This is a genomic window from Haliea sp. (genome assembly GCF_041395985.1).
Lineage (GTDB): Bacteria > Pseudomonadota > Gammaproteobacteria > Pseudomonadales > Halieaceae > Haliea.
Map to the genome: position 1 here is coordinate 61557 of NZ_JAWKZJ010000006.1, position 17709 is coordinate 79265.

A 17709-nucleotide genomic window follows, 5' to 3' on the forward strand; every position below is an offset into this window, starting at 1 on the left:
CCAAGTGTTACCGCGTAGGTGAGATGATTACACGCGCTGGCGTGGGATCTTCAGGCTCTTCATCATCAATCGAGTGGTACCGGAGGCCGGACTCGAACCGGCACGCTTTTTACGGCGGGGGATTTTGAATCCCCTGTGTCTACCAATTTCACCACTCCGGCAGAGAGTGCAGGCGTCGCCCAGGGCGGCCCGTGGAGAGGGCGCGATTATAGCAACCCGCGCCCACGCCGCAATGATTTTCCTTAACCTCGCGCTGATTTGCAGGTAGACTTCGCCCGGCTCGCGCAGTTCGCGGTGCGGGCATGGGTGGCGCCTCCGGGGCCGACATTCTGAGTATCGAAGGAGAAAAGATCATGGCGATGAAATTGGTCAAAAAGACAGACGAATACAGCATTTTCCAGCGTGGTGATGAGCGCTATGCAGTCAAGGACGCAAATCGCAAAGCGGTGAATGGCGACGAAAAAGTCCGCATTCTGTCTGCCGAAGGCCTGGTGAAGGCGCCGGCGCCAAAGGCGGTTGAAGCACCCGCGGAAGAGGCACCTGCAGAAGCGGCGGCCGAGGAAGCTGCCGTAGAGGCAGATGCAGCGGAAGGCGATGCCGAGGCCTGAGCGCCGCGATTGCGTGGAGAGCCGGCTTGAGGCCGGCTTTTTTTTCCATGAAACTTGACGATTTCCACTACGAACTGCCCCCGGAGCTGATCGCGCAGTATCCGCTCAAGGAGCGCAGTGCCAGCCGGCTGCTGGCGCTGGACGGTGCGACGGGCGCGACCCGGCATGGCGTGTTCAGCGCGTTGCAGGACTGTTTGCAGCCCGGTGACCTGTTGGTGTTCAACAACACGCGGGTGATTCCCGCCCGGCTTTGGGGGCAGAAAGCCACCGGCGGCCGGGTGGAGATCCTTATCGAGCGGATTACCGGGGAGCATACCGCCCTGGCACACATCCGCAGCAGCAAGTCGCCCAAGCCGGGCAGCGTCATCCACCTGTCCGCTGAACCCGGTGGAGCGCCCGGCCCGCTGCAGCTGACGGTGACCGGCCGCAAAGGCGCGTTGTTCCAGCTTGCATCGCCACCCCAGGTGGCCTTGCACAGCGTGCTGGCGGACATCGGCCACATGCCGCTGCCACCCTACATCGAACGGGGTGACGAAGCGGCGGATCAGGAGCGTTATCAAACTGTGTACGCGGAACGTGCTGGTGCAGTGGCTGCCCCTACGGCCGGATTGCACTTCACTGAGGCGCTGCTCGAGCAGCTGGATGCCGCAGGCATTCAGCGCGCGACGGTGACCTTGCACGTCGGCGCCGGTACGTTCCAGCCAGTGCGGGTGGACAATATCCAGGAGCACCACATGCACGCCGAGTACCTGGAGGTGGATGTTGGCGTATGTGCGGCGGTGGAGGCAACCCGCTTGCGCGGCGGTCGCGTGATTGCCGTGGGGACCACAGCCGTGCGGTCCCTGGAGTCCGCCGCCTGTGGCGAGGGTCGCGTTGCACCACTTACCGGGGACACGGACATATTTATCTACCCGGGATACCGCTTTCAGGTCGTGGATGCAATGATCACCAATTTTCATTTACCGGAATCGACATTGTTGATGCTGGTCAGCGCCTTTTGCGGCCGCGACAACATGCTGGCCGCCTACCGGGAGGCGATCGCGGAGCGCTATCGATTCTTCAGCTACGGCGACGCCATGTTCCTGACGCCCACGCCGGCTGCAGTGGGGCCGCGATGAGCCGCCAGTGCCATATGCGGTTTGAACAACTGGGTAGCGACGGCGCGGCGCGGCGCGGACGCCTGCTGTTTCCCCGTGGCAGCGTCGAGACGCCTGCGTTCATGCCGGTGGGTACCTACGGTACCGTCAAGGGCATGCTGCCGCGCGACATCCGCGATATCGGCGCCGAGATCATTCTGGGCAACACTTTCCATCTCTGGTTGCGACCGGGTACCGACATCATCGAGCAGCATGGCGATCTGCATGACTTCATGGGTTGGAGCGGACCCATACTGACCGATTCCGGTGGTTTCCAGGTGTTCAGCCTGGGGGCCATGCGCAGGATCTCGGAAGAGGGTGTGCGCTTTCAGTCGCCTGTCGATGGGTCAAAGGTATTTCTCGACCCGGAAACCTCAATGGCCATACAGCGCAAGCTGGGCTCCGATATCGTCATGATATTTGATGAGTGCACACCCTATCCCGCCACCGAAGCCGAGGCCCGCGCCTCCATGGAGCTGTCGCTGCGCTGGGCAAGGCGCAGCCGTGACGCCCATGGCGATAGTGCCTCGGCGCTGTTTGGTATCGTTCAGGGTGGTATGTACGGGGACTTGCGCGCTGAATCACTCGCCGGTCTTGAGTCGATCGGTTTCGATGGCTATGCCATCGGTGGGCTTTCTGTCGGCGAGCCCAAGGAGGAGATGATTGCTGTGCTCGAGGCCCTCCAGCATCGTCTGCCCGCCGACAAACCGCGGTATCTCATGGGTGTAGGGACGCCGTCAGACCTGCTGCAGGGTGTGCTGCGCGGCGTCGATATGTTCGATTGCGTCATGCCGACACGCAACGCCCGCAATGGCTTCATCTTTACCTCCCGCGGCGTGCTGAAGCTGCGCAATGCACGGCACAAGACCAGCACCCTGCCGCTGGATGAACGCTGTGATTGCTATACCTGCCAGAACTTCTCCCGCGCCTACCTGCATCACCTCGACAAGTGCAACGAGATTCTGGGGTCGCAGCTCAACACCATTCACAACCTGCGCTATTACCAGAACCATATGGCCGGGATTCGCGCCGCGATTGAACAGGGCACCCTGGCGAGCTTTGCGGCCGCGTTTTATGCGGCCCAGGCAGAGGGTGTTTAACCCGTGAACGACTCGGCGCAGTTGTTTCAGCGGCTGCGGGAGGCTTTGCCGCTGGCGCGACCACCGTGGACGGGCAGCGGGCGCCAGGCGGGTGTGCTGGTGGCGCTCACCGATGAACGGCGCCCCCGGGTCCTGCTGGGGCGCCGCGCTCTGCATTTGCCGTTGCACCCGGGCGAGATTGCCTTTCCCGGTGGCAAGCGTGAGGTCGGCGATGCGGGGCCCTGGGATACGGCACTGCGTGAGGCATTCGAGGAAGTGGCCTGTCCGCCGGGCGCGGTGTGCCCACTGGGGGAACTGCCGCCGCTGCTGACCCGCAGCGGTTATACCATCCACCCCTGCGTCGCCATTATTCCCGCATCGCTACCGCTGCGAGCGGACCCCGGTGAGGTGGCGGAATTGCTGTTGCCGCGGCTCGATCGCTTCACCGACCCGGCGGGCTGGCACGTGCAGCACATGCCTGAGCCGGATACCGGACGCGTTTCCCCGGTGCCGCATTTTCGCCTGCCGCGTGATACGGTATGGGGCACTTCGGCGCGGGCGCTGTTGCTGCTGGTGAACCTGGGATTGCAGGCGCGGCTGGATTTGTCGACATTCAAGGAGAACAGGGAATGAAGTACAGCCTGGAAGGGCAGGCGGTAACGCTGATCGGCAGCGGGCATTTTATTGCCCCCAATGCCGCGGTTATCGGCGATGTCACGTTGCATGAAAACAGCAGCGTATGGTTCAGCTGTGTGCTACGGGGTGATGCTGAGCGCATCGAGGTTGGCGCGGGCAGCAATATTCAGGATGGTGCGGTACTGCATGCGGACCCGGGCTATCCGATGGTGGTGGGCGCCAGCGTCACAGTGGGCCATAAGGCGATGCTGCACGGCTGCACCATCGGTGACGGCACCCTGGTCGGGATTGGTGCCATCGTGCTGAATGGCGCAAAGGTTGGAAGTAACTGCCTGATCGGTGCGGGCGCATTGGTCACCGAGGGCATGGAGATACCCGATGGCAGCCTGGTGCTGGGGGCTCCAGCGAAAGTGAAGCGCACATTGTCTGCGGAACAGCAGGCGGCTGTGGGCCTCAATGCCCAGCATTACGTGCAGAACGCGGCGCGATTTCAACGCGCCTTGCAGGAGCAGGCGTAATGGGGAACGCTGAACCTGCATCACCGTGCATTTCGGTATGCCTGCTTGACGAGAACGATGTCTGCCTTGGCTGCTATCGCAGCGCAGAGGAGATCACTGACTGGTTCATGGCCAGTCCGCAGGAAAAGCGCGAGATGCTCCTGCGGGCAGCGGAGCGCCGTCAGGCAGACGACAAGCCGCAACTGCGTTGATCAGCGCCTGGCCTTGCCTTTGGCGGCCGCCGGAGAGGCCAGCACCGACTGCACAACATTGCCCTGCAGTTCGAGGATCTCCAGCCGGTAGCCGGCAATCGCCAGGCAGGCATTGCCGGCGGGAAACGACTCCAGGTACTCCAGAATCAGGCCGCTCAGGGTCTTTGGTCCGTCGGTGGGCAGGTCCCAGTCCAGCGCCTTGTTCACATCGCGCAGGTTGGCGTTGCCGGCGATGATGTAGCTGCCGTCGCGCTGGGCAAATATGCTGTCGCCGGTATCGCCCATGCGCGAGGTGAACTCGCCGACGATTTCTTCAAGAATATCCTCCAGGGCGACAATGCCCATCACCTCACCGTATTCGTCGACGACGATGGCCAGGCGCAGCTTGTTCTTCTGGAAATGCAGCAATTGCGTGTGCAGGGGCGTGCTTTCTGGAATGAAGTAGGGTTCGTCCATCTCCCGCTCCAGCGCCCCGCGATCCAGGCCATGCTTGTCGATGACCCGGCTCAGGTTGCGCAGATGCAGCACGCCGACAATGTTATTGATGTCGTCGCGCCAGACCGGCAAGCGGGTGTGGGTGGAGGCCTGCAGGCAGCGGAGGATTTCGTCATCGCTGTCGTCCAGGTCGATGCCGTAGACGTCATTGCGCGGCACCATGACATCGTCGACGCTGACTTCCTCAAGGTCGAGGATATTCAGCAGCATACCCCGATGTCGGGGTGGAATCAGCGCGCCGGCCTCGGTCACGATGGTTCGCAATTCCTCGGAAGAGACGTGTTCTTCCTTGGCGGCCCCGGCATCCACCCCTAGCAGGCGCAGAAGGCCGTTGGTCACTCCGTTCACCAGCCACACCACCGGGTACATCGCCTTCATCAGCGGCAGCAGAATCACGCTGGCCGGGAAGGCGATGCGTTCCGGGTACAGCGCAGCAATGGTTTTCGGGGTAATTTCAGCGAACACCAGGATCACCAGCGTGAGGCAGATGGTGGCGATGGCGATGCCTGCATCGCCCCACAGGCGAATGGCGATGACCGTCGCGATGGCTGAGGCCAGAATGTTGACCGCGTTGTTACCGATCAGAATCAGGCCGATGAGCCTGTCCGGACGGTCCAGCAGCTTACTCGCGCGCCGCGCGCCGCGGTGGTTCTGCTTTCTCAGGTGTTTCAGCCGATAGCGGTTGAGCGACATCATGCCGGTTTCCGAGCTGGAGAAGAAACCAGACAGGAGAATGAGAACAACCAGAATGGACGACAGGAGACCCAGCGGGGCTTCGTTCAAAGCGGGGGCGAACCTTTGGCGTGAGTGGACCGCGTATCTTGAAGAAAAAGGCTCGCTGGGGCAACCCCCGGGACGGCACCACAGTGGTGGGGGCCTTTCCGTGATCGGCCGGCCTAGCCGCGCTGCAGCAGCAACTCCAGCACCAGTTTGGAGCCCAGAAAGGCGAGCATGAGGAGCAGGAAGCCGCCGATGGTGAAGCGCACCGCCGTTTGACTGCGCCAGCCGAGCTGGTAGCGCCCCCAGAGGAGCGTGGAGTAGATCACCCAGGCAAGCAGGGTCAGCACGGTTTTGTGCACCAGGTGCTGGGCAAAGAAATCGTCGACAAAGAGAAAACCGGTGGCGATTGCCACGGTGAGCAGTATGACGCCCATCCACACCAGCTCAAAGAGCATGGTCTCCATCAGCTGCAGGGGCGGCAGGAAGCTGACGATGCCGGTGGCCCGATGCTGTTTCAACTGCCTGTCCTGAACCGCCAGCAGGGCGGCCTGCACGGCGGCGATGGTCAGCACCGCATAGGCCAGAATCGATGAGGCGATATGTATCAGCAGGCCGTTGTCCAGCGCTTCCGGTGTGGTGCTGGTCTGCGGGGCAAAGGCGGAAATGAGTACGGTGGAGGCAGACAGAGGCAGAAGCACGATCAACAGGTTCTGCAAGGGCCAGCGCACCAGCCAGGTCACGCAAACCAGGTTGATGACGAAGGAAATCAGGGCGAGGATGCGATACAGCCCCAGGTGTACGCTGTGCTCGTCAAAGATGCTCGACCAGGCCACCAGCGCGTGGCACGCCAATGCCACGCCCCCCAGGGCGATCACCGAGGTGCTCAGGCGCGGTTTTCGCTGCAGGATATGCATGAGGTGCAGTCCCGCAGCTGCCAGGTAAAGCAGCGCGGCAGCGATGGCGAGCAGAGGCAGTGGCATGGTTGGGGGTTAGACCCGGGTGGCGTATACTGCGCCCCTTTGTACCGATTTGTCCGGCCATTGGCAATAGTGGCCGCCTGCTGCTGAGAGTTCTAGCGATGTTCGAGAGCCTGTCTGACCGTCTTTCCCAGAGTTTGCGCGCCATCACCGGCAAGGCGCGCCTCACCGAGGACAACATCCAGGAGACCTTGCGTGAAGTGCGTATGGCCCTGCTGGAGGCCGATGTGGCGTTGCCGGTGGTCAAGGACTTTGTCGAGGCGGTAAAGCAGCGCGCGCTGGGCCAGGAAGTGAGCAAAAGCCTGAGCCCTGGTCAGGCGTTTCTGCGCATTGTGCAGGCAGAGCTCGAGGCTGTCATGGGTACCGCGAATGAGGGCCTGAACCTTGCCACGCAGCCACCGGCGATCATCCTCATGGCTGGCCTGCAGGGCGCGGGCAAGACCACGTCGGTCGCCAAGCTGGCACGCCTGCTCAAAGAGCGCGACAAGAAGTCGGTGACCGTGGTCAGCGCCGACGTTTACCGGCCGGCAGCGATCAAGCAGCTGGAAACCCTCGCCGCCGAGGTGGGTGTCGACTTCTTCCCCAGTGAGTCGCAGCAGGCTCCGGTGGACATCGCCAAAGCGGCGATGGAGCACGCCCGCATCCGTTTCAGCGACGTGCTGATTATCGATACCGCAGGGCGCCTCGCGGTGGATGAGGCAATGATGGCCGAGATCGCCGAGCTGCACCGGGTGACGCAACCGGTAGAGACACTGTTCGTGGTGGATGCCATGACCGGCCAGGATGCCGCGAATACCGCAAAGGCCTTCGGCCAAGCACTGCCACTCACCGGCGTTATCCTGACCAAGGTGGATGCAGATACCCGCGGTGGTGCCGCACTCTCGGTGCGCACCATCACAGGCAAGCCGATCAAGTTCCTGGGTGTGGGCGAGAAAACCCAGGCGCTGGATCCATTCCACCCGGACCGGCTGGCGTCCCGCATTCTCGGCATGGGCGACGTGCTGTCGCTGATCGAGGAGGCCGAGCAAAAGGTCGACAAGCAAAAGGCCGAGCGCCTTGCACGCAAGGTAAAGAAAGGCGGGCGCTTTGACCTGGAGGATTTTCGCGACCAGTTGCAGCAGATGAACAACATGGGGGGCATCACCGGCATGCTCGATAAGCTGCCGGGCATGGGCAACATGGCGCAGATGGCGCAGCAGAATCTCGACATGAAGATGTTTGCGCGCATGGAGGCCATGATCAACTCCATGACGGTCAAGGAACGGCGCAACCCGGACCTGATAGCCGGCTCACGCAAGCGGCGAATCTGCCTGGGTTCAGGTACCCAGGTGCAGGACCTCAATCGCCTGCTCAAACAGCACAAGCAGATGCAGAAAATGATGAAAAAGATGAAGGGCGGTGGCATGGAGCGGATGATGCGCGGCCTCGGCGGCATGATGCCGCCGGGTGGCGGTGGTGGTGGCGGTTTTCCCTTTCGGTAAGCCCCCAGAATCCTTGAAAATTTCCCGCCTGCGGGGCTTTTAAATCCTGCTGAAGTTCCGTATGATACGCCACCTTTGCGGCCGTGGTGCCGGTGTTTGTCGTGGGTGAGACGGCAGGTTAGCCGCAGATCCCGACTCATTTTCAGGAAATTACGGAATATGGTAACAATTCGTCTTTCTCGTGGTGGTGCCAAGAAGCGCCCTTTCTATCATCTGACGGTGACTGACAGCCGCAAATCACGCGATGGTCGCTTCATTGAGCGCGTCGGCTTCTTCAACCCGGTTGCCCGTGGTCAGGAAGTGCGCCTCAACGTTGACGTCGAGCGTGTAGCGTTCTGGCAGAGCCAGGGTGCACAGCTGTCCGACCGTGTGGCGAAGCTGGTCAAGGAAGCTGCAACAGCGGCCTGAGACAGCGCCACCGAGGATGAATGAAGCCGCCAGCGAACGCCTCGTCATCGGCCGCATCAGTGGCTGCTACGGGATCAAGGGTTGGGTGCGGGTTCATTCATTCACGGAACCGATGGAGAACTTCCTCGAGTTCAAGGGTGTGAAGGTGCAGCGCCGCGGTGGCTATGAGGCCATCGAGTTCGATCAGGGACGCAGGCAGGGCAAGGGGCTGGTGGCCCATATCCGCGGTGTCGATAGCCGTGACCTTGCCGAGACATTCCAGGGCCTGGAGGTCAGCGTCGACAGTGATGCCCTGCCGGAACTGGAAGACGGCGATTATTACTGGCACCAGCTGCAGGGTTTGCAGGTCTGGTGTCACACGGAGAACGGTCAGGTGCTGCTCGGCGCGGTTGATTACCTGATTGAGACCGGAGCGAATGACGTGCTGGTGGTGAAGCCCTGTGAGGGCAGCATTGACCAGCGGGAACGGCTCATTCCCTGGCTGCCCGGCACGACGGTGCGGCAGGTTGATGTAGAGTCGGGACGGATTGATGTGGACTGGTTCCCGGAAGACTAGGAGCGGTTCACGGGGGGCGGATGGCGCACATGCACATTGCTTTGGTGAGCCTGTTCCCCGACATGTTCAGTGCGGTCAGCGAGCACGGTATTACCGGGCGCGCGGTGCAGCAGGGGCTGGTGGGGCTCAGCCACAGCAACCCCCGGGACTTCACTGACGACCGCCACCGTACGGTGGACGACAGGCCTTTTGGCGGTGGTCCCGGCATGGTGATGAAAGTGGCACCCCTGGAGCAGGCGATACGCGCAGCCAGGGAGCAGGCAGCGGAGCCTGCCCGCGTGATCTACCTGTCGCCGCAGGGACGCAGGTTTGATCACCGCAAGGCGGTCAGTCTGGCGCAGGAAAGAGCGCTGGTGCTGGTGGCGGGCCGCTACGAAGGTGTGGATGAACGCCTGATAGAGCGCGAAGTCGATGAAGAGCTTTCCATCGGTGATTATGTGCTCTCGGGCGGTGAGTTGGCGGCCATGGTGGTCATGGACGCGGTAATCCGGCAGCTGCCGGGTGTGTTGGGGCACGCACTGTCGGCACAGGAAGACTCCTTTGCAGACGGCCTGCTGGATTGCCCGCACTACACCCGCCCCGAAGTCTATGGGGAGCAGGCAGTACCGGACGTATTGCTCAGCGGCGATCATGAGAAGATCCGCCGCTGGCGCCTCAAGCAGGCGCTGGGTCGCACGCTGGAGCGGCGCCCGGATCTGCTGGAGGGCAGGGCCCTGACGGCCGAGGAACAGGAATTGCTGGCACTGTATCGCCAGGAACGGAATTTGAGTTGATACGCTAGCTGTGAAGCTACGCACGTTAAATGACAGGAGCGCACCATGAGCACCAACAAGATTATCTCTCAGCTTGATGCTGAACAGATGCAAAAGGATCTGCCCGAGTTCAGCCCCGGTGACACGGTGGTGGTGCAGGTGAAAGTCAAGGAAGGCAACCGTGAGCGTCTGCAGGCGTTCGAGGGCGTGTGTATTGCCAAGCGTAACCGCGGCCTGAATTCGGCATTCACCGTGCGCAAGATCTCCCACGGCGTGGGTGTGGAACGTACGTTCCAGGCGTACAGCCCGCTGGTCGACAGCGTGACGGTCAAGCGCCGTGGTGACGTGCGCCAGGCCAAGCTCTACTACCTGCGTGAGCTGTCTGGTAAAGCGGCGCGCATCAAGGAAAAGCTCACTGCCAAGTAAGGCCGGTGCTCGCTATCAGAAGCGGCCCCTGCGGCCGCTTTTTTGTGTGCCGGGTTTCCGCAGTTCTGTGCGTGGTAAAACGGTGCTAGGCTAGTCCCCCATGCCCACGCAAACTGATGCCACAGACCCCGTCATCGAGCAGTATCTCGACGCCCTGTGGATGGAGAAAGGCCTTAGCGGCAACACGCTCGAGGCCTACCGCCGCGATCTGGGCCACTACCAGCTGTGGCTTGCCGGCCGCCAGGCGAAGCTGCTGGAGGCGGACCGCATCGACCTGCAGGCCTATCTGGCGGCCCGCCTCGGCAAGGGGCAATCCCCGCGCTCGACGGCGCGTTTCATGTCCTGCGTCCGTGGTTTCTACCGCTATCTGCTGCGCGAAGGGCGGCTTGACGCAGACCCGACACTCGATATCGACAGTCCGCAGCTGGGGCGCCCCCTGCCAAAATCCCTGTCTGAGCAGGATGTCGAGCGCCTGCTGGCGGCACCGGATACGGGAGACGCGCTGGAGTTTCGCGACAGGGCCATGCTGGAGCTGCTCTACGCCTGCGGCCTGCGGGTGTCCGAGCTTACCGGCCTGCAGCTGGTGCAGGTGAGCCTGAACCAGGGCGTTGTGCGCGTGTTTGGCAAAGGCAGCAAGGAACGTCTGGTGCCAATGGGGGAAGAGGCGCTCAGCTGGTTGCAGCGGTTTTTTGCCGGTCCCCGGCAGGAACTGCTGAGGGGTGTACCCAGCGAGGCGGTATTTCCCAGCCGCCGCGGCAGCATGATGACTCGCCAAGCGTTCTGGTATCGTATTAAACTCTACGCGCTGCGCGCCGGAATCAATAAACCGCTGTCGCCGCACACGCTGCGTCATGCGTTCGCCACGCACCTGCTGAACCACGGCGCAGACCTGCGCGTGGTGCAGATGTTGCTTGGGCACCGCGACCTGACGACAACCCAGATCTACACCCACGTTGCCCGGCAGCGCATGCAGGAGCTGCACGCGCGCCACCATCCGCGGGGTTGAGGGCCGGTGGAACTTGTCGCATGCCCTGCGTTCCAAATTGCCGCAGAACACGAATCCCGGCGGCACAGGCCGCCCGTAAACGAGGAATATTCATGATCAACCGAGTCCTGTCCCTGGTGCTGGCCTGCGTGCTGACCGGGTCCGTCTTTTCTGTCAGGGCCGCAGAGCCGGTGCCTGCGGACATCGTGGACTCCCTGCGCAAGATGCTCGAAAGTCCCGCCAACGGTCTCAAGGTCAGTACGGTTGAGCACAGTGAGATCGATGGAATGTATGCAGTGCAGCTGGTTGACGGTCCGCTGGTATACGCCAATCGCAGTGGCCAGTTCTTCATTGTCGGCGACCTGTTTACGGTGGGGCCCGCGGGTTACGTCAATCTGGCGGAGAAACGTCGCGACGGGCAGCGCGCCGAGCAACTGGCCGGGCTGTCACCGGCCGACATGATCATCTTCCCGGCGCAGGGCGAGGCGCGTTCACACATCACCGTCTTTACCGACGTCACCTGCTTTTACTGCCAGAAGCTGCATCGCGAGGTGCCGGAACTGAACAAACGCGGTGTGGAGGTGCGCTATCTGGCCTACCCGCGCTCCGGGCTGGCATCGGAGGGCTACCGTAAACTGGCCACCGCATGGTGTGCTGACGATCGGGCCGATGCGCTGACGCGCCTGAAGAACGGCGAGTCGATGGCGGACAACGTCTGCCAGGGCTCGCCGGTGGCTGATCAGTACCAGCTCGGGCAGTCGATGGGCGTGCGTGGCACGCCAGCCATTATCACGGCCACCGGCCAGATGATCCCGGGCTACCAGCCCGCCGATGAGCTGATGGGTACCCTCGGTCTGGAATAGCGCCCGGACGCGGCGTTTCGCCGGCCTGCTCCGTTGACAGGCCGGGATGGACTCAGTACTGTTTGCCACCTTTTTTTTAGATTGCAGCCCCTCAGGGGTTTGCCCAACCGAGTCCCAGTGCCGTGGAAGACCAGTTTCAGCGCATTCAGCGCCTGCCCCCTTATGTATTCAATATTATCGGTGAACTGAAGCAGCAGGCGCGCGCGGCGGGCCAGGACATTATTGACTTCGGTATGGGCAACCCGGACCAGCCCACGCCGTCGCATATTGTTGACAAGCTGGTGGAGACGGCGCGCCGCGGCGACACGCACCGCTACTCCCAGTCCAAGGGTATCCCCCGGTTGCGTAAGGCGATCTGCGACTGGTACCAGCGGCGCTACAACGTCACTCTGGATCCGAACAGCGAGGCGATTGTCACGCTGGGCTCGAAAGAAGGCCTGGCCCACCTCGCACTGGCCACAACCGGACCCGGCGACGCCATTCTGGTGCCCAACCCGGCGTATCCTATTCACCCCTACGGTTTTGTGATCTCGGGCGCAGACATCCGTCACGTGCCGATGGGAGATGAAAGCAGCTTCTTTGATGAACTGGAAAACGCGATCCGCAACAGCTGGCCCAGGCCCAAGATGCTGGTGTTGAGTTTTCCCTCCAACCCCACCGGCCAGGTGGTGGAACTGGAGTTCTTCGAGCGGGTCATCGCCGTCGCCCGAGAACACCAGATATGGGTAGTGCAGGACCTTGCCTACGCCGACCTCTGCTATGACGGCTATGTTGCCCCATCGATCCTGCAGGTAGAGGGCGCGAGGGAAGTGGCGGTAGAGTTCTTCAGCATGTCCAAGAGCTACAACATGCCGGGCTGGCGTGTGGGCTTCTGCTGCGGCAACCGGCAGCTGGTCGGCGCGCTGGGGCGTATGAAGTCCTATCTCGACTACGGCATGTTCACACCCATCCAGGTCGCGGCCATCGCGGCCCTGGAGGGGGACCAGACCTGTGTGCAGGAAATCAACGCCATGTACAAGGCGCGGCGCGATGTGCTGTGCGGCGGCCTGAATGCGCTGGGCTGGCCCGTCACGCCACCGCGGGCGACCATGTTTGTGTGGGCGCGTATCCCCGAGTTCTACCAGCCGCTGGGGTCTCTGGAGTTCAGCAAGAAGCTGTTACAGGAGGCGCAGGTGGCGGTGTCACCCGGTGTCGGCTTCGGTGAATATGGCGAGGGCTACGTGCGTTTTGGCCTGATCGAGAATGAGCACCGCACCCGGCAGGCACTGCGCAATATCAAGCGTATGTTTCGCGCCGATGGCCACACGGGAGCAGCGTGATCAATGACAGCTGAAGCAACAGGGGAGAACGTGGTGCAACCCGTGAGAATTGGCCTCTGCGGCCTCGGGACAGTGGGCAGCGGGACGTTCAACCTGCTGCGGGAAAATGCCGAGGCGATTGCGGCCCGCGCCCAGGCGCCGCTGGCCATCGTGCACATCGGTGCGCGCCGTGATAACCCGGCCTGCAATACCGCGGGCGTGCGCGTCAGCCGGGACATTTTCGACGTTGTGGCAGACCCCGAGGTCGACGTGCTGGTGGAGCTGATTGGTGGCACCACCGTGGCCCGCGAGCTGGTAGAGGCCGCCATCCTCGCCGGCAAGCACGTGGTGACGGCAAACAAGGCGCTCATTGCGGAACACGGCAATGAGTTGTTTGCGCTGGCGGCGGAACACAATGTGGCAGTGCGCTATGAGGCGGCGGTGGCGGGTGGCATCCCGATCATCAAGGCCCTGCGTGAGGGCCTGGCGGGGAACCATATCGAATGGCTGGCGGGCATCATCAACGGCACCGGAAACTTTATCCTCAGCGAAATGCGTGAGCACCGTCGGGAGTTTTCCGACGTGCTGGCGGAGGCGCAGGCCCTGGGCTACGCGGAGGCCGACCCGACCTTCGACGTGGAAGGGATTGATGCGGCTCACAAGCTGGTGATTCTGGCATCCATCGCCTTCGGCATTCCCCTGCAGTTTGCCTCGGTGTACACCGAGGGCATCACGCGCCTCACGCCTCAGGACCTGGACTACGCCGAAGAACTGGGGTACCGGGTGAAGCATCTGGGTATCGCCAAGCAGGGGCCGCGCGGTGTGGAGTTGCGTGTGCACCCGACACTGATTCCGGAAGACCGCCTGCTGGCCAATGTGAATGGCGTGAAGAACGCGGTGCTGGTCGAGGGCAGCGCCGTCGGGCCGACGCTGTATTACGGTGCAGGCGCCGGTGGCAAACCCACCGCATCTGCAGTGGTCGCCGACCTGGTTGACCTGGCTCGGGACCTGAGCGCAGGCCAGGTCAGCCGGGTGCCCTCCCTGTCGTTCTCGAATGAAGCCCTGCGCGATCTGCCCATTGTGCCCATGGCCGACGTGGAGACACCCTGGTACCTGCGCATGGAGGCCGAGGATCGCACCGGCGTGCTGTCGCGTATTGCCACCATTTTCAGTGACCACGGTATCAGTATCGAGGCGTTGATCCAGAAGGCGCCCGCGCCGGGGCAGACGACGGTACCGCTGATCGTCCTGACCAATCGCGCAGCCCAGGGTCGGGTCGACGCGGCCGTTGCGCAAATCGAGGCACTGGACACCATCGAGGGCCAGGTCGTCAGAATCCGCGTTGAGCCGCTGGACGGCTAACAGGAGCAGATATGCAGTACATCAGCACCCGGGGCCAGGCCCCCGCACTGAACTTTGAGCAGGTCCTGCTGACCGGCCTGGCGTCCGATGGCGGCCTGTACGTACCCGAGAGCCTGCCCCGCTTCAGCCAGCAGGAGATCGCCGCCATGGCGGGTATGGACTACCCGCAGCTGGCCCAGCGCATCATCGAACCCTTCGTCGGTGACTGCATTCCCCGGGACGACCTGCGCGACCTCATCGCTGACACCTATGCGGTGTTCCGCCACGGCGCGGTTGCGCCGCTGGTGCAGATTGGCCACAACCAGTGGGTGCTGGAGCTGTTCCATGGCCCGACGCTTGCGTTCAAGGACTTTGCATTGCAGCTGCTGGGGCGCCTGCTGGATTACGTGCTGGAGCGCCGCCACCAGAAAGTGGTCATCATGGGTGCGACCTCCGGCGACACGGGCTCTGCCGCCATTGAGGGCTGCAAGCGCTGCAAAAATATCGACATCTTCATTCTGCATCCGCACGACCGCGTGTCGGAGGTGCAGCGCCGGCAGATGACCACGGTTGTGGGGGACAACATCCACAACATCGCCGTGCAGGGCAACTTCGATGACTGCCAGGCCATGGTCAAGGCCAGCTTCGGTGACCGCAGCTTCCTGCCGGATGACCGCCACCTTGTGGCCGTCAACTCGATCAACTGGGCGCGGATCATGGCGCAGATCGTGTACTACTTCTATGCGGCCCTGGCGCTCGGTGGTCCCGCGCGTCCTGTGGCGTTTTCCGTGCCTACCGGGAACTTTGGCGATATTTTCGCCGGTTACCTGGCGCACCAGATGGGCCTGCCCGTTGCGCAGCTGATTATCGCCACCAACCGCAATGACGTTCTGCACCGGGTGATGACCACCGCCACCTATGGCCGCCAGTCGCTGGAGCACACACTCTCACCGAGCATGGATATCACAGTATCCAGCAATTTTGAGCGCCTGCTCTTTGACCTCTACGATCGTGATGGCGCCGCCGTGGCGGCCATGATGCGTGACTTCGACAAGGGCGATATTCATTTCTCCGACACCGCGATGCAGCGCGCCCGGCAGCTGTTCTCCAGTTACCGCGTGCCCGACGAGGAAACCTGTGCACAGATTGCTGCCGTCTGGCAGGAGTCTGAATACCTGCTGGACCCGCACAGCGCGATTGGTGTCAAAGCGGCCCTGGCCTCAGGTATCGGCGACGGCATTCCGGTGGTGACCCTGGCAACGGCGCACCCGGCGAAGTTTCCGCAGGCTATCCAGCGTGCCGTGGTCGGCTGTGAGCCACCGCTGCCCCTGCACCTGGCCGATCTGTTTGATCGTACAGAGCGCTTTGAAGTGTTGCCCTGCGAACTGTCCGCCGTGCAGGCCTTCATGGCGAACCACCTCGGCGCCTGAGCGCCGGCGGAGTGATTCGACGCGTAGTTCGCCGCGCCCTGGCGCCCAGCCCCGAACTCGCGGCGGGCGGCCTGCCACCCCTGCTGGCGCGGGTCTATGCCAACCGCGGCGTGCGCAGCGCCCGTGACCTGCAATTATCCCTGCATGACTTGCTGCCACCCGAGACCCTGACCGGAGCGGATGCCGCAGCGTGCCTGCTGGCAGATGCCCTGGCCACCGGGCAGCGCCTGCTGGTGATCGGTGACTTCGATGCCGATGGTGCAACCAGCACCGCACTGGCGCTGGGCGCATTGCGTGCCATGGGCGCTGCAGAGGTCGATTACCTGGTACCCAATCGCTTCGAGTACGGCTACGGACTGACGCCGGAAATTGTCGCGCTGGCCGCCCGGCGCCAGCCGGACCTGATCATCACCGTGGACAACGGCATCGCCAGTATCGACGGTGTACGCGCCGCGCGCGCGCAGGGAATTGCCACACTGGTCACCGACCACCACCTCGCGGGGGAGACGCTGCCGGCGGCGGAGGTGATCGTCAACCCCAACCAGCCTGGCTGCGGCTTTGCCAGCAAGGCGCTGGCCGGTGTGGGGGTGATTTTCTATGTCATGCTCGCGCTGCGCGCTGAGCTGCGCCGCCGCGGCTGGTTTGCCCAGCGCGCCCTGCAGGAACCGAATCTGGCGGAATTCCTCGATCTGGTGGCGCTGGGCACGGTGGCCGACGTTGTCCCGTTGGATCGCAACAACCGGATACTGGTTGCGGCGGGGCTGCAGCGTATTCGCCGCGGCCTGGCCCGCCCGGGGCTGATTGCCCTGTTGGAAGTGGCAGGCCGCAACCCCGCGACCACCGTCGCGTCGGACCTCGGCTTCACCGTCGGGCCGCGATTGAATGCAGCAGGGCGGCTGGATGATATGTCGGTGGGTATCGAATGCCTGTTGTCACCCGGGCGCGAGCGCGCCGCGGACTACGCCGCCCGGCTGCAGCGCCTCAACGAAGAGCGGCGCCGTATTGAACACGGCATGCAGGAGGAAGCGCTGGCCTTGCTGGATCAGCTCGCGCCGCTCTCGGACACGGACGAGGTGCCTGCCGGCGTCACGCTGTATGAGCCCGGTTGGCACCAGGGCGTGATTGGTATTCTGGCGTCGCGGGTCAAGGAGCGTGTGCACCGGCCCACCGTGGTCTTCGCCGACGCCGGCCCCGACAGCGACGAGCTCAAGGGTTCTGCGCGCTCCATTCAGGGTATTCATGTACGGGATGTACTGGATGCAGTGGCAACGCGGCATCCCGGCCTGCTGAATCGGTTCGGCGGCCATGCGATGGCCGCGGGCCTGACCCTGCCGCGGGCACACTATGCGGCCTTTGCCACAGCCTTCGTCGCCGAAGTGGAACGGCACGGCCGCGACCTCGATCTGGAGGCGGTGCTGGAGTCGGACGGCGAACTCGCGCCCTCTGATTTTGATCTGGCGCTGGCCGAGTCCCTGCGTCTCGGCGGACCCTGGGGGCAACATTTCCCGGAGCCCCTGTTCGATGGCCGCTTTCGCCTTGTGCAGCAACGGTTGGTGGCAGGGAAGCACCTAAAGCTGGTTCTCGGCCTGCCCGGCTCGCATGAGGTGCTCGACGCCATCGCCTTCAACGTGGATCTCGAGCGCTGGCCGGATGACGAGGCGCAGTGGGTGCGCGCCGCCTATCGGCTGGATGTGAACGAGTTTCGCGGACGGCGCAGCCTGCAGCTTGTCGTCGAGCAGCTGGAGGCCGTATAGGCGGCTCCTGTGGCTCGCCGGTGGCCTGTTTTTGTTCCCTACGGTACACTGCGCG

Annotated in this window: 19 protein-coding genes and 1 tRNA gene; 17 read left to right on the forward strand and 3 right to left on the reverse strand. The window is 63.1% G+C overall.

Annotation, left to right across the window (positions count from 1 at the left end; translation table 11 throughout):
• Nucleotides 1-74: 74 nt before the first annotated feature.
• A tRNA-Leu gene (locus tag R3E49_RS12065) sits at nucleotides 75-161 on the reverse strand.
• Nucleotides 162-353: 192 nt separating this feature from the next.
• Here R3E49_RS12065 and R3E49_RS12070 point away from each other — a divergent pair.
• The 6 genes from R3E49_RS12070 to R3E49_RS12095 are packed head-to-tail and all read left to right on the forward strand — an operon-like array spanning nucleotide 354 to nucleotide 4168.
• Nucleotides 354-608 (forward strand): hypothetical protein, encoded by a 255-nt coding sequence (locus R3E49_RS12070; RefSeq protein WP_371295297.1) that lies wholly within the window; start codon nucleotides 354-356, stop codon nucleotides 606-608.
• Nucleotides 609-655: 47 nt separating this feature from the next.
• Nucleotides 656-1726: a tRNA preQ1(34) S-adenosylmethionine ribosyltransferase-isomerase QueA gene (gene queA / locus R3E49_RS12075; protein ID WP_371295298.1), complete on the forward strand. Its 1071-nt coding sequence runs from the start codon at nucleotides 656-658 to the stop codon at nucleotides 1724-1726.
• Nucleotides 1723-2844: a tRNA guanosine(34) transglycosylase Tgt gene (gene tgt / locus R3E49_RS12080; RefSeq protein WP_371295299.1), complete on the forward strand. Its 1122-nt coding sequence runs from the start codon at nucleotides 1723-1725 to the stop codon at nucleotides 2842-2844. Before queA ends, tgt begins: the two co-directional genes overlap by 4 nt.
• Before the next feature lie 3 nt (nucleotides 2845-2847).
• A complete protein-coding gene (locus R3E49_RS12085) occupies nucleotides 2848-3456 on the forward strand; it encodes a CoA pyrophosphatase (RefSeq protein ID WP_371295300.1) in 609 nt (202 codons plus the stop codon).
• Complete coding sequence (locus R3E49_RS12090; RefSeq protein ID WP_371295301.1) at nucleotides 3453-3977, forward strand: gamma carbonic anhydrase family protein; 525 nt, start codon at nucleotides 3453-3455, stop codon at nucleotides 3975-3977. The genes R3E49_RS12085 and R3E49_RS12090 overlap by 4 nt, the downstream gene beginning before the upstream one ends.
• Nucleotides 3977-4168 carry a DUF1289 domain-containing protein gene (locus tag R3E49_RS12095; RefSeq protein ID WP_290739924.1) on the forward strand — a complete coding sequence of 64 codons (192 nt, stop codon included), beginning with the start codon at nucleotides 3977-3979 and terminating at the stop codon, nucleotides 4166-4168. The genes R3E49_RS12090 and R3E49_RS12095 overlap by 1 nt, the downstream gene beginning before the upstream one ends.
• Here the strand turns inward: R3E49_RS12095 and R3E49_RS12100 are convergent, their stop codons facing one another.
• Together R3E49_RS12100 and R3E49_RS12105 are read right to left on the reverse strand one after the other, a co-directional pair.
• Nucleotides 4169-5446, reverse strand: coding sequence for an HlyC/CorC family transporter (locus R3E49_RS12100; protein ID WP_371295302.1), 1278 nt, complete (start codon nucleotides 5444-5446; stop codon nucleotides 4169-4171). It lies immediately after the preceding gene.
• A 113-nt stretch (nucleotides 5447-5559) separates the two neighbouring features.
• Entirely contained in the window at nucleotides 5560-6363 is an 804-nt protein-coding gene (locus R3E49_RS12105; protein WP_371295303.1) for an inner membrane protein YpjD, read from the reverse strand.
• Between the two features lie 98 nt (nucleotides 6364-6461).
• On the opposite strand from R3E49_RS12105, the gene ffh reads away from it, so the two are divergent.
• The 11 genes from ffh to recJ all read left to right on the forward strand — a co-directional run bounded on the left by ffh (nucleotide 6462) and on the right by recJ (nucleotide 17654).
• Nucleotides 6462-7841, forward strand: a complete 1380-nt coding sequence (gene ffh, locus R3E49_RS12110; RefSeq protein WP_371295304.1) for a signal recognition particle protein — start codon at nucleotides 6462-6464, stop codon at nucleotides 7839-7841.
• Between the two features lie 159 nt (nucleotides 7842-8000).
• Complete coding sequence (rpsP, locus tag R3E49_RS12115) at nucleotides 8001-8249, forward strand: 30S ribosomal protein S16 (protein ID WP_290739930.1); 249 nt, start codon at nucleotides 8001-8003, stop codon at nucleotides 8247-8249.
• 16 nt (nucleotides 8250-8265) lie between these two features.
• Nucleotides 8266-8805: a ribosome maturation factor RimM gene (gene rimM, locus R3E49_RS12120; protein ID WP_371295306.1), complete on the forward strand. Its 540-nt coding sequence runs from the start codon at nucleotides 8266-8268 to the stop codon at nucleotides 8803-8805.
• A gap of 20 nt (nucleotides 8806-8825) precedes the next feature.
• Nucleotides 8826-9578: a tRNA (guanosine(37)-N1)-methyltransferase TrmD gene (gene trmD / locus R3E49_RS12125; protein WP_371295307.1), complete on the forward strand. Its 753-nt coding sequence runs from the start codon at nucleotides 8826-8828 to the stop codon at nucleotides 9576-9578.
• Between the two features lie 45 nt (nucleotides 9579-9623).
• The gene (gene rplS, locus R3E49_RS12130; RefSeq protein WP_290739941.1) at nucleotides 9624-9983 is read left to right on the forward strand and encodes a 50S ribosomal protein L19; all 360 of its coding nucleotides are present in this window, start codon (nucleotides 9624-9626) and stop codon (nucleotides 9981-9983) included.
• 100 nt (nucleotides 9984-10083) lie between these two features.
• Nucleotides 10084-10989 (forward strand): site-specific tyrosine recombinase XerD, encoded by a 906-nt coding sequence (xerD, locus tag R3E49_RS12135; protein ID WP_371295308.1) that lies wholly within the window; start codon nucleotides 10084-10086, stop codon nucleotides 10987-10989.
• Between the two features lie 92 nt (nucleotides 10990-11081).
• A complete protein-coding gene (locus R3E49_RS12140; protein WP_371295309.1) occupies nucleotides 11082-11831 on the forward strand; it encodes a DsbC family protein in 750 nt (249 codons plus the stop codon).
• 122 nt (nucleotides 11832-11953) lie between these two features.
• Entirely contained in the window at nucleotides 11954-13150 is a 1197-nt protein-coding gene (alaC, locus tag R3E49_RS12145) for an alanine transaminase (RefSeq protein WP_371295310.1), read from the forward strand.
• Nucleotides 13151-13153: 3 nt separating this feature from the next.
• Nucleotides 13154-14491: a homoserine dehydrogenase gene (locus R3E49_RS12150; protein WP_371295311.1), complete on the forward strand. Its 1338-nt coding sequence runs from the start codon at nucleotides 13154-13156 to the stop codon at nucleotides 14489-14491.
• An 11-nt stretch (nucleotides 14492-14502) separates the two neighbouring features.
• On the forward strand, nucleotides 14503-15900 hold the full coding sequence (thrC, locus tag R3E49_RS12155; RefSeq protein WP_290739954.1) for a threonine synthase: 1398 nt from the start codon (nucleotides 14503-14505) through the stop codon (nucleotides 15898-15900).
• An 11-nt stretch (nucleotides 15901-15911) separates the two neighbouring features.
• Entirely contained in the window at nucleotides 15912-17654 is a 1743-nt protein-coding gene (recJ, locus tag R3E49_RS12160; RefSeq protein ID WP_371295312.1) for a single-stranded-DNA-specific exonuclease RecJ, read from the forward strand.
• Nucleotides 17655-17709: the final 55 nt, after the last annotated feature.